The 12,038-nt window shown below is 64.8% G+C and carries 11 protein-coding genes; 2 read left to right on the forward strand and 9 right to left on the reverse strand.

The window, feature by feature from the left end:
• Positions 1-26: 26 nt before the first annotated feature.
• The 8 genes from purU to ACX3PH_RS09985 all read right to left on the reverse strand — a co-directional run bounded on the left by purU (position 27) and on the right by ACX3PH_RS09985 (position 8,273).
• Positions 27-902: a formyltetrahydrofolate deformylase gene (purU, locus tag ACX3PH_RS09950; protein ID WP_459091974.1), complete on the reverse strand. Its 876-nt coding sequence runs from the start codon at positions 900-902 to the stop codon at positions 27-29.
• A 7-nt stretch (positions 903-909) separates the two neighbouring features.
• Entirely contained in the window at positions 910-1,713 is an 804-nt protein-coding gene (locus tag ACX3PH_RS09955) for a methylenetetrahydrofolate reductase (protein WP_459091976.1), read from the reverse strand.
• A 153-nt stretch (positions 1,714-1,866) separates the two neighbouring features.
• Complete coding sequence (locus ACX3PH_RS09960) at positions 1,867-3,093, reverse strand: MFS transporter (protein WP_459091978.1); 1,227 nt, start codon at positions 3,091-3,093, stop codon at positions 1,867-1,869.
• Positions 3,094-3,172: 79 nt separating this feature from the next.
• Positions 3,173-4,672 carry an aldehyde dehydrogenase family protein gene (locus ACX3PH_RS09965; protein WP_459091980.1) on the reverse strand — a complete coding sequence of 500 codons (1,500 nt, stop codon included), beginning with the start codon at positions 4,670-4,672 and terminating at the stop codon, positions 3,173-3,175.
• 109 nt (positions 4,673-4,781) lie between these two features.
• Positions 4,782-5,765, reverse strand: coding sequence for a VOC family protein (locus tag ACX3PH_RS09970; RefSeq protein WP_459091982.1), 984 nt, complete (start codon positions 5,763-5,765; stop codon positions 4,782-4,784).
• A gap of 30 nt (positions 5,766-5,795) precedes the next feature.
• Entirely contained in the window at positions 5,796-6,875 is a 1,080-nt protein-coding gene (locus ACX3PH_RS09975) for a 4-oxalomesaconate tautomerase (RefSeq protein ID WP_459091984.1), read from the reverse strand.
• Positions 6,862-7,572: a 4-carboxy-4-hydroxy-2-oxoadipate aldolase/oxaloacetate decarboxylase gene (locus ACX3PH_RS09980; protein ID WP_459091986.1), complete on the reverse strand. Its 711-nt coding sequence runs from the start codon at positions 7,570-7,572 to the stop codon at positions 6,862-6,864. Before ACX3PH_RS09980 ends, ACX3PH_RS09975 begins: the two co-directional genes overlap by 14 nt.
• Positions 7,569-8,273, reverse strand: a complete 705-nt coding sequence (locus ACX3PH_RS09985; protein ID WP_459091988.1) for a PIG-L deacetylase family protein — start codon at positions 8,271-8,273, stop codon at positions 7,569-7,571. Before ACX3PH_RS09985 ends, ACX3PH_RS09980 begins: the two co-directional genes overlap by 4 nt.
• 213 nt (positions 8,274-8,486) lie before the next feature.
• Here ACX3PH_RS09985 and ACX3PH_RS09990 point away from each other — a divergent pair, with 213 nt between their 5' ends.
• Both ACX3PH_RS09990 and ligM read left to right on the forward strand, forming a co-directional pair.
• Positions 8,487-9,839 (forward strand): aminomethyl transferase family protein, encoded by a 1,353-nt coding sequence (locus ACX3PH_RS09990; protein WP_459092404.1) that lies wholly within the window; start codon positions 8,487-8,489, stop codon positions 9,837-9,839.
• A 38-nt stretch (positions 9,840-9,877) separates the two neighbouring features.
• Positions 9,878-11,284 carry a vanillate/3-O-methylgallate O-demethylase gene (ligM, locus tag ACX3PH_RS09995; RefSeq protein ID WP_459091990.1) on the forward strand — a complete coding sequence of 469 codons (1,407 nt, stop codon included), beginning with the start codon at positions 9,878-9,880 and terminating at the stop codon, positions 11,282-11,284.
• A 40-nt stretch (positions 11,285-11,324) separates the two neighbouring features.
• Here the strand turns inward: ligM and ACX3PH_RS10000 are convergent, their stop codons facing one another.
• Positions 11,325-12,005, reverse strand: a complete 681-nt coding sequence (locus ACX3PH_RS10000; RefSeq protein WP_459091992.1) for a GntR family transcriptional regulator — start codon at positions 12,003-12,005, stop codon at positions 11,325-11,327.
• Positions 12,006-12,038: the final 33 nt, after the last annotated feature.

Genomic DNA, 12,038 nt, shown 5'->3' on the forward strand with positions numbered 1-12,038 from the left:
TTGTGATGTGGCGGTGTACGGATGGGCTAGAACACGACGGTCTGGGAGCCGTGACGGATGACGCGATCCTGGGCGTGCCAGAGCACCGCTCGAGACAAGACGGCGCGTTCGACATCTGCGCCACGGAGCTGCAGGTCGGTGACCGTGTCGGCATGGGTGACGCGGGCGACATCCTGTTCGATGATGGGGCCCTCGTCGAGCTCCTGGGTGACGTAGTGGGACGTCGCGCCGATCAGCTTCACGCCGCGTTCCTTCGCCTTGCGGTAGGGACCGGCGCCGATGAATGCGGGGAGGAACGAGTGGTGGATGTTGATCACGGGAACCCCGACCTGCTCCAGGAAGTCATTGGAGAGAATCTGCATGTATCTGGCAAGCACGACGAAGTCGACGTTGCCGATCAGCAATTTGAGGATCTCGGTTTCGGCCGCGGACTTGTCGGAACTCTGGGAGGGGATGTGGAAGAACGGGATGCCGAAGCTGCGAACATCCTCGGCCGCGTTGATGTGGTTGGAAATCACCATGGGGATGGTGACTGGCAACTCGCCGCGACGGTGACGCCAGAGCAGGTCGAGCAGGCAGTGGTCGGACGTGGAGGCGAGGATCGCCATCCGCTTCGGCGTCGACATGTCGCGCAGGGTCCACTGCAACTGGAACGCGCCCAGTGTCTTCTCAAGGTCGGCCTCGATCTCGGGGATCGCGACGCTGAGGTCCGCACGGTGGAACACGACTCGCTGAAAGAACGCGCCGCCGGTGGGGTCGTCGGTGTACTGGTCGAGAGAGACGATGTTGCCGCGCTGCCGGGTGATCAGGGCTGTGACAGCTGCGACGATGCCCGGTTGGTCGCTACCGTGCACGATCAGGCTGGCATGGTCCAGAGGAAGCGTGATTTCGGGGTGAGTCATCGGATCTTCAACCTTCGCGCCGGCTGAATTCGGTGGCCCAATCGGCAGTCGCGCGCAGGCCGCCGAACGTGTAGAAGTGCAGCTTGACGGTTCCGAGGTCGGCGCCCTCGAGCTGCTGGGTAAGGTCGGCGACGAACTTGTCTGGACCGGCAGTACCCAGCAGGTTGGTCAGCGAGAACCCGTATTTCTGCACGATTCCGGCACTGGATGCCACGCCGAACCGTCGCGCATAGCCGAGCAGCCGCTTGATGCCGGCCGGGCCGGGCACGCCGACTCGGATCGGGAAGTCGATGCCGCGCTCGCGCACCGCCGTGATCCACTCGATCACCGGAGCGGTGTCGAACCCGAACTGGGTGATGATCGTCCCAGTGAGTCCCTGTTCCCGGATCGATGCCGACTTGTCGTCGAGGGCCTTCCAGAGCACGTCGTTCGCGATATCGGGGTGCCCTTCCGGGTAGCCGCTGATGCTGACATGCTTCACGCCGTACCGCTGCAGGATGCCGGTGCGGATGACCTGGAAGGAGTCGGCGTATGGCCCCTCCGGCGTGTGCGGGTCGCCGCCGACGACGAAGACGCTCTCGGTGGCATCCACTTCCTGCAGGCGCTGGAGGAACTCCTCAAGTTGGGCCTGCGAGGTCAGGCGGCGTGCCGAGATGTGAGGCACCGGCACGAATCCAGCTTGACGCACAGCGCGGGACGCCCCGACGCGCATGTCGAGGTCTTCGTTGCCCAGGAAGGTGACGTTGATCCGGGCTCCTGATGGGATGCGGCTCTCGGCTTCTTCGAGCCCGGGAACGTCTTTCCCTGTCATCTCCAGGGAATAGTCCGGGAGCAGAGCAAGCGTTGGGGGAGTTGTTGATGTCACTGATCGAGGTCCTTCCGCTCTCAGCCTGGGCCACCGCGGTGTGTCCCACCTCCGACAATACCTATGTACATAGGTATTGTCGAGTACCTATGACGATAGTTAATCTGGGAGGCCGGCTGACCGCTCGAGTACGTAGCGCCCGCGGCCGACGGCCAGGCCAACTATTGACTGGCCGATCAGTGTTGCAAGCAGCAGCAACAATGGGACGGTCCATCCGCCGGATAGTGAGAGCAACCAGCCGAACACGAATGGGCCGGCCGCGGCGATGAGGTAACCGATTGACTGGGCCATTCCAGATAAGGCCGAAGCGACTGCCTGCGTGCGAGCACGTTGGGCCAGAAGCGTCAACGTCATCCCGAGGGAGGATCCGCTTGACAGGCCCGACAGGCACGCCCACGCGAGCAGGCCGTTCGGGGCGAGGATGAAGCCAAGGGTGCCGATGATCGCGAGCGCTGGCAGGAAGACCGGTACCCAGCGCTTCGCGCGCCCGCGGAGGATGAGTGGAACCGTGAGCGCGCCGGCGACGCTCGTGATCTGGAACATCATGACGTCGAAGCCCGCAACGATCTCGCTGCGCCCAACAGATGTCGAGAGCGCGGCCAGCCAGGTGACTAGCATGTAAAACGAGGCAGACTGCAGGCCGGTATATGCGGCGATCTGCCATGCGAGAACATCTGACCAAATTCCGGTACGGGTTCGGCGCCCGGGCCGGGGCATCTTCCGCGGTTGCTCACGGGTGCCACGATTTGCCCAGGCCCACAGCACGGCTGTCAAGGGCAACAGGATGCCTGTGGCCAGCAGCGCCGTGCGCCATCCCCACGGCTGCCCGTCCACCTCGACGTGCGAAATCGGTACAACCACACCTGACGCGACGGCCGCTACACCGCCGAGCAGAGCCGTGTAGATCGCCATCACGGCAGGCACTCGCTCGCGGAATTCCTGCTTGACCACTGCCGGCATCAGGACGTTCACAACGGCAAGCGCAATGCCAGTCAGCACGGTGCCGATCCAGACGTTAGCGGCTGGTCCCGCGACGGAGCGCCAGATGGTTCCCGCAGCAAGTATCAACAGGGACCACAGGATGACTCGCGACAGGCCGAAGCGCTGACTCAGTTCGTGGGCGAATGGCGACACCACTGCCCACGCGACAAGGGGCACCGCGACCAGGAGGCCCAGCGTCGCAGTATCCGTTTCAAGGTCGACACTGATTTGTTCGAGCAACGGCCCGATACCGGTGATCGTCGACCGCATGTTCGCGGCGATCAGGCATACCGCAAGAAAGAGGAAGACGGCCGGACGGTTATCGCCACGCACCGTCCTCTTCACGTGCACCCCCGCGTTGAAGTAATGAGTTGAAGGGCTCCCGCCCAATTGAGCGGAAGCCCATTCGAGTGGACGGTTATCCTCAGTGCGCCTGTGCCGCCAGGGCCTCGAGATCCAGGTGGGAGATGGAACGGGTGTCCTGGAAGGCACGAATTCCGTGGATGCCCTGTTCGCGACCCATGCCGGACTGCTTCATGCCGCCGAACGGCGCGCGCAGGTCGAGGCGCGGTGCGCCGTGGTCGTTGACCCAGACGTAACCGCATACGAGTTGGCTTCCGACGCGGTTCGCCGCGTCGGCATCGGCGGTCCAGACGGATCCGCACAGCCCACTCCAGGTGTCGTTGGCCCAGGCGACCGCCTCCTCCTCGGTGTCGAAGGGGATGATCGGGATGACGGGTCCGAACTGCTCCTGGGTGACGACCCGCAGTTGCGGGTCGGGATCGATCACCATGGCGGGGCGGAGGAAGTTTCCGCCCTGAAGGTCCGGGTCCGTGGGCAGTTCGCCGAACTCGCGCACGTCCGCGCCTGCGGCTTTGGCCTCCTCGATGATGTCTGTCACGAAGGCTTTCTGCGCAGGCGCGTGCAGCGGTCCCATGGTGGTGCTCTCGTCGAGGCCGTAACCGATCACGACCTTCTCCAGTCGCTCGGTGAGGCCGGCAACCAGTTCGTCCAGCCGGGAACGGTGCACATAGACGCGTTTCGCGTTCATGCAGATCTGCCCGGTGGTGTCGTAGATCCCGGCGTACAGGCGGTCCAGGTGCGCATCGTCGAGGATTGCATCCTCAAGGATCACGGCCGCATCGTTCCCGCCAAGCTCCAGGGTGATCCGGGACAACGACTTCGATGCCATCTCCATCATCCGCTTGCCGCCGCCGACGCTGCCGGTGAAGCACACCTTCGCAATGTCCCTGCTGGTGATCAGCTGCGACATGTTCTCGTCCTTGCCGGTGATGACGTTCAGCACGCCCGGCGGTAGCTTCTCGGCGATGCGCTGCACCACGCGGGTGGTGGCAAGCGGGGTGGTGGGCGGTGGTTTGACGATCGTGGTGTTGCCGGCCAGCAACGCATGCGGCAGGGAAGCACCCAGGATCGCGATCGGCCAGTTGTACGGGACGATGATCGTCACCGGCCCCAACGACTGGTAATGGACCGTGGTGGTCACCGGGATCCCGGGCGCCGACTCCAGCACCTGCGTGGCATCCACCTCGTCGGTGTGCATCAGGGCCAGGTTCCAGCGGATCTCGAACACCAGCGCGTCGATCCACGCCTCCATCCGCACCTTCCCATTCTCCTGGGACAGGATGGCGGCGTCCTCGTCGCGCAGGTCGGCGATGCCCTCGATGGCGGTCCGCATTGCGGCGGCTCGCTCCTGGGCGGTCAGCGCCGACCAAGCCGGGTACGCATCCTTGGCCGCAGCGATCGCATCGTCGACGTCCGCCGCGCTGGCCGCTGCGGCATGCCCGACCACCAGGCCCGGTTTGCCAGGATCAGCCACCGCAAGGGTCTCGGCCGTGTTCCTGGCCTCGCCCCCGATGTACAAGCCGGTGGTGACCGGGGCGGTTGTGCTCAATGTGTCAGTCATCTCTCACACCTCTCTGTGCTCTTCGAGTTGTCTTGGACTCCGAACGGGTCGTGTTCAGACCTGGGTCGAGACCATCCAACCACCATTCACGGTGATGTTGGCAGGGCCTTCAGTGGCCAGGAGTAGCAATTTGGTCGCTGCCGTCGACCGCCGGTGTGCCGTGGGTGTGGAATGTCTCGATGGTTTTCATGCCCCAGGCCTGGCCCTTCTTGCGCTCCTCCTCGCTCCACTCCACGACCGGAGAGTCGGGGTCGAGCAGCAGGCGGGCGCCCGAGTTGGTGAACTCGATCCGGTTGCCTCCCGGCTCCCACACATAGAGGAAGAAGGTCTGGTTGATGGCGTGCTTGTGAGGGCCGGATTCGATATGGATCCCGTTCTCGAGGAAGATGTCGGCGGCCTTCAGTATGTCCTCACGGGTGTCTGTCGCGAACGCGATGTGGTGGAGGCGCCCACTGCTTCCGGTCCAGTCGCCCGAGTAGACGATGTCGTACGACTTGTTGTTGAAGTGGAACCACCACGCCGCGTACCGGCCGGAGTCCAGGCGGATCCGTTCGCTCTCGCGTCCGACGAGCGCGTCGCGGACGAATTCGCCGTTCGCCTCGACGTTTTGGGCGAGGTAGTTGATGTGGTCGAGGCGTCGTGCGTTCACGCCGACCCCCGGGTAGCGCGACGCCTGGTTCTTCAGCGCGGGCTTGTCGTCTTCGCCGGCGACGTACCGCTCGGTCTCGTAGTAGATCTCCATCGGGTGGCCGTCAGGATCGGTGAAGGCGTAGCTGGGGCCAACCCCCTGCTCGCCGTCACGCCAGCCGAGCCCGAGTCCGGTCGCCTCGATCTCTGCGACTCGGCGCTCGAGTGACTCCTGGTTCGTGGTACGGAAGGTGAGTCGGCCGACGCCGGCCTTGTCGGAAGCGGTGAGCTTGATCGTGTAGCGCTGGTACTCGTCCCAGCAGCGCAGGAAGACGGAGTCGCCGTCTTCGGCGACCACGCGCATGGCGAGCAGGTCTCGAAAGAACCAGAGGCTCTCATCGAAGGTGGGTGTGAACAACTCGACGTTGCCGAGGTGGGCGATATCGAATGATGTGTGGTGGGTCATGCGCGGTCCTCTCGAAAATGCGGATCGGTGTTAGAGCCTGGGGCGGGGAAAGACGAGACCGTCAAAGATCTTGCGCGCCGTGCGCAGGGCTGCTGAGCGCGTGACCGTCCAGCTGCCGCCGGATGCCTCGACTGTGACATCCACGTCGAAGTGGCCGGTCGGATGCTCGATCGAGAACGGTTCGCCCGCTGTGGGCAGCGCTGCCAGCGTGTGCCCCACGGTTTCTTCCGGGATGATGCCGGCGGCGACCGTGAGGGCGCCCAGCACTCCGATCGAGCTGTGCACCCGGTGCGGCAGGAAGCTGCGGGTGGAGATGGCGCCTCCCGCGCTGGGTGCGGAGAGCAGCACCAGTTTCGGTACTGTCGCCTCCGAGACGTCTCCCATGCCCATGAGTTCCGCGGCGGCGAACCGGATCCGTTCGAGTCGTGAGGTGAGCGCCGCATCGTTCTCGAGGTCGGCTGGCGGCTCCGTGCCGGTCACGCCGAGATCCTGGGCTCGAATGAGCACGCTGGGCATCCCGTTGTCGACGCAGGTCACCTGAATGCCGTCGGCCTCGTCCACCAGGTGTCCGGTGGGAAACAGCGAACCGGTCGACGACCCTGCCGTGCCGTCGAAGTCGAGGGCGATCGCGCCGGCGGTTCCGGGCACGCCGTCGATCGCGAGGTCGCCGTCGTAGTCCACGACACCTCCCGGCGTCGCGAACGTCGCGGTCGCGGTGCTGCCGGTGTTGGTCATGTTGATGCGCACGCTGGTGCGGTCGCCTGTCGGGGTGACGAGCCCGCGCTCGACCGCGAATGGCCCGATGCCGGCGAGGATATTGCCGCAATTCTGGCGGTCGGTGACGAACGCCTCGTCGACGCCGAGTTGCAGGAAGAGGTAGTCGACGTCGATGCCGGGGGAGTCCGACGGCGACACGACGGCCACCTTGCTGGTCAGCGGATGCGCTCCACCCAGGCCGTCGATCTGTCGCGCATCAGGGGTGCCCATGATGCGCATCAGCAAGTCATCCCGTTCTGCGGGATCGGAGGGCAGGTCTGATGCGAGAAAGTACGCCCCCTTCGACGTTCCACCCCGCAGGTGGAGGCATGGGATGCCGCTACCGGGAACCATGCTCCGCCTCATAGTCCGCCTCGGTGACGTACACGACTCCAAGTCCATCCAGCACCGGCCGCAACTTGTTGCGATCGAGGCTCAACTCGCCGCGCTGGTATGCCGAACGAGACTCCGCCTCCTTGGCGACCCTGGCGTCGGACGCCGCGACGACGGCGGAAGCCTCAGCACGTGGCACGCAGAGCACACCGTCATCGTCGGCCACGATCACGTCTCCGGGCCGCACGATCGCCCCGCCGACGCTAACCGGCACGTTGACCGAACCCGGGGTCGCCTTAACGGTGCCCTGCGCGTTCGCCGCGCCGGCCCACACCGGAAAGTCCATTGCGCGCAGGTCCGCCACGTCCCGCACGCCCCCAGTGGTGATAATCCCGCGCACACCGCGCTGGTGCAGCGCCGTGGCGAAGAGCTCACCGAAGGAACCGTCGAGGGACGGCGAGACGGTCGTCACCACGAGGATATCGCCGGCCTGGCACTGTTCGACTGCCGCATGGATCATGAGGTTGTCACCCGGCCAGCACAGCACGGTCACCGCGGAGCCCGCGATGCGTGCTCCGTCCTGGAGCGGACGCAGCGACGTGCCCACAAGCCCGGTGCGTCCCATCGCCTCGTGGGCGGTGGCGACGCCGTGCGCGCCGAGGGCCGCAATGACCGTCGCATCCGCCCGCGTGATGTCGGTGACGATGACCGGGCTCATTGGAGGACGTCCGTGACCTGGGGGTAGTAGCGCATGTACGCCTCGCCCATGGCATCGACGGGCAGTCCGAGATTCGGCCCCGCGTTGCGTTTGAGTTGAACACCGCGACGTACGGCGAGCGACGTGTAGTACTCCCACATGTGCCGTTGGGCGGGCAGGCATTCCATCGCACGCTGTTTGGCTGGGAAGGAGTCGGTGATGTCGAGCAGCACGTCCGGCTTGAAGTCGCATTGTTCCGGCTGGTGCGGCTCGAAAAAGAATACGGGTGGCGCACCCAGCACTTCGCCTGGAGCGTCGTAGCCGATCGCCTGGGCGAGGATGCGTGCCTCGATCGCGATGCGCGCGGCGGCAGCGTGGTCGCCGTTGTATGGATCCAGCAGCGGGTGCGTCAACACCACGGTGGGCTGAACGCGCCGATATACCTGCACGAGCTGGTCGAGCAACTCACGAGTCTGGATGAGCGGGTAGTCGCCGGCGTCGAGGAATTCGATCTCGGCTCCGAGCGCCGCTGCCGCCGCTTCAGCCTCTTCGCGGCGGATCGCCTTGATCTCGTCCAGGCTCTTGCCTGCGAGCCACTGGCTGGCTGATTCGCCTCGCTCCCCGTAGGTGAGGCAGATGATTACGACGCGCTCGCCTCTGGCGACGGCTGCGGCGATCGCCCCTCCCGCACGCCAGACGAAGTCTCCTGCGTGCGCGCTCACAACCAAAACTGATCGTTCTGCACTCGTCATGATGTGGGTCCTCTCCGGGCGGATGTCGCTGTCGTCACATCCGGTATTCAGGCTGTGGACGATGCCAGACAATCACGGTCTAGTCTTATGGTCAAGGTGTACGATACATTATTGTCACCAATATCGGTTGCACGCCAGCGGGTGGCGCCATGCAGCCAGGCAAACAGGACGAGGGAGTTCACCGTGCCGATTTCACTTCAGCAGGCCATTGATTTGGCGGGTTCAGCCGTTGGCCTCTTGCGAAATTCGCAAGCTCGCCCCCACGTGTTCCCGGTCACGCCGGAGTTCAGCAACTGGCGCTCCGAGCAGCATTCGTGGCGGAGCTCCTGCGCCCTGCTCGATCAATCGCATCACATGACCGATCTGTTCCTGCGAGGCCCTGACGCCGAAAAGCTGCTGCGAGGGCTTGCGGTCAACAGCTTCGCGAACTTCCCGGTCGACCGGGCAAAGCAGTTCATCGCCGTCAACGACGACGGCCACCTCATCGGCGACGCCATTCTTGCCCACCTCGACAGCGACTACTACGACCTCGTCGGGCACCCAATGGTCATCGATTGGGTACAGTTCCATGCCGAGACCGGTGGCTTCGATGTCGAGTTCGAGCGTGACGGCAACTCGATCGTGCGGGCCGGTGACCCCACGCTGTACCGGTACGAGTTGCAGGGTCCGACCGCCCCCGCCATCGTCGAGAAGCTCATCGGCGGTCCGGTGCCGGCGATCGGGTTCTTCCACATGGGTCGGTTTCCCATGGCGGGGCTCGAGGTCCGGGCCATTCGCCACGGCATGGCCGGCCAGCCCGGCTATGAATTGTTCGGCCCCTGGGCGGACAGTGGTCGGGTACGCGATGCCCTGCTCGAGGCAGGCGCAGAGTACGGGCTGACACCGGTCGGAGCCAAGGGGTACTCAACGGCAAACCTCGAATCCGGCTGGGTTCCATCGCCGGTGCCGGCGATCTTCTCGGGCGAGGCGACCCGTCCCTATCGCCAGTGGCTCCCTGCCACCAGCGCCGGTTCGCTCGGCGGGAGCTTCGACTTGCCGAACATCGAGGACTATTACCTGACGCCGTACGACCTCGACTACGGTCGGTCCGTGGCATTCGACCATGATTTCGTGGGCCGCGAGGCGCTGGAGAAGCTGGCGGCTTCATCCCACCGCGCCAAAATGACGCTCGTCTGGAATCCCGACGACGTAAAGAGCGTTCTCGGCTCTCTGGTCGAACCAGGTTTGCCCGCCAAGTACCTGGACCTGCCCAAGGCCCGTTACGCCTTGTACCAGGTCGACCAGGTGCTCCGCGACGGCAGGCCAATCGGCCAATCGTTCGACTGCGGCTACCTCGCCAACGAGCAGTCGTTCGTGTCCCTGGCGACACTCGAAGCCGGCAGCGTCCGGATTGGCGACGAAGTCACCGTTCTGTGGGGTGAGAGTCCCAACTCCACGAAGCCCCAGGTGGAGCCCCATCGTCAGGTTGAAGTGCGCGCAACCGTGGCGCCTGCCCCGTTCGTCCAGTTCGCCAGGGAAAGCTACCGCACCACCTAGCCATCGCAGCACCCATCCAATAAGAAGGAGATACAGCCATGCCAGCAAAGAACCTGCAAGAAGTGCTCGATCAGGCCGGAGACACTGTCGAGCTCCTGCGGAACTCGAAACTCGGCGCATACATCTATCCGGTCGTGCCGGCCGAGTTCACCAACTGGCGTCGCGAGCAGCGCGCGTGGCGCGAAACCGCTGTGCTGTACGACCAGACGCACCACATGGTGAACCTGTTCATCACCGGCCCTGGGGCGCTGAAGCTCCTCTCCGACACGGGCATCAACAGTTTCGCGACTTTCCCGGTCGACACGGCGAAGCAGTTCGTTCCCACCGCGCCGAACGGCGGTGTTATCGGTGACGGCATCCTCTTCCACCTCTCCGAACTCGAGTTCGTCTACGTCGGGCGCGCTCCCGCAGCCAACTGGCTGCAGTACCAGGCCGAGACCGGTGGGTACGACGTCGAGCTTCGTTACGACGACCGCTCGCCCTCGCGTCCATATGGCAAGGCCGTCTCGCGCGAGGTATACCGGTTCCAAATCCAGGGACCGCGTGCGTGGGACATCATCCAGAAACTCGCGGGCGGACCGGTCGAGCCGGTGAAATTCTTCCGGATGGGGCACACGACTATCGCAGGCGAGAGTGTCCGCACGCTCCGTCACGGGATGGCGGGAGCGCCAGGGCTCGAGATCTGGGGACCCTACGAACAGCACGGCAAGATCCGCGACGCCATCCTCGAGGCGGGTGCCGAGTTCGGCATCGAGCCGTGCGGCTCACGCGCGTACTCGTCGAACACGCTGGAGTCGGGCTGGATCCCGTCGCCGTTGCCCGCGATTTATACCGGCGAAGACCTCCGCGGCTACCGCGAATGGCTGGCTCCGGACAGCTATGAGGCGATCAACGCGATCGCCGGCAGCTTCGTGTCCGACAACATCGAGGACTACTACCTCAACCCGTGGGAGCTCGGATACGGCTCGTTCGTCAAGTTCGACCACGACTTCATCGGCCGCGACGCGCTCGAGAAGATCGATCCGGCGACGCAGCGCAAGAAGGTCACCCTGGCCTGGAGCGACGAAGATCTGGGCAAGATCATGACGTCATTCCTCGACCGGGACCGCCCCGGATACCAGTTCTTCGACTTGCCGAACGCGAACTACGGCTCGTCCAACTTCGATGCCGTCGTCGACGCGGACGGCACGACTGTCGGCCTGTCGCTGTTCACCGGCGTGAGCGCGAACGAGCGGCGCGGCCTCTCACTGGCCACCGTCAGCCAGGACGTCGAGGTCGGGACCGAGGTGAAGGTGATCTGGGGCGAGCCTGACGGTGGCTCGCGCAAGACCACGGTGCAGCCGCACGAACAGTTCAGCGTGCGTGCCGTGGTCAGCCCGGTGCCGTACGCGGTGACCGCACGCACGGAGTATCACGGAGGCTGGCGCACCGCATCTACGGCGTGAGCTGATTGCCGTCCGGCACCCGAGCGGTGCCGGGCGGTGTTCAGGCGATCTCGCGGAGTGCATCCATAACGTTCAACAGGTGGGTTCGCACGGCTCGCTCAGCCCGCTCGGGGTCCCTGGCAACGATCGCGTCAATGATCTCGGCGTGCTCGAGAACAGAGACCTTGGCTCGCTGCGGCCGTGACGAGAGCTTGAACTGGTGCCGCATGCTCTGGGCGTGGAGCCGGGAAAGCACGTCAGCTGCGGTGGCGTGGCCGCTCATCTCCCGGATGCGCTGATCGAGGAGCTGGTTCAGGTGTGAATACTCGACCAGGTCACCCTCGGCGACTGAGACGAGCATTGCATCGCGCAGGCGCAGGAGTTCTTCTACCTGTTCGTCGCCCACAGCCTGCGCCGCTTTCGCTGTGCACAGGGACTCGACTCCGATCCGTACCTCGATGATTTCGATGGCCTCGTCGACCGAGATCGCCCGCACGCGTGATCCACGGTTCGGGAGCCGTTCGACGAGCCCCTCGCTCGCCAACTCGAGCAAGGCAGTTCGCACCGTGGCCCTGCTCGCCGAGAAGGTGGTGCTCAGGTCGACCTCGATCAGGCGTTGGTGGGTTGCGTAGTCCCCTCGCACGATGGCGCTGCGGATGACGTCGATGACCTGCCTGACGTGGGTTTGACGCGGATCACCGCCTTCGGCTTCGGCGGGGAGGAGGGGCGATTTCACGGTCATCGACATAAGATCACTCTCTTGGACGCCGTGGGG

Source organism: Homoserinimonas sp. A520 (genome assembly GCF_054489245.1).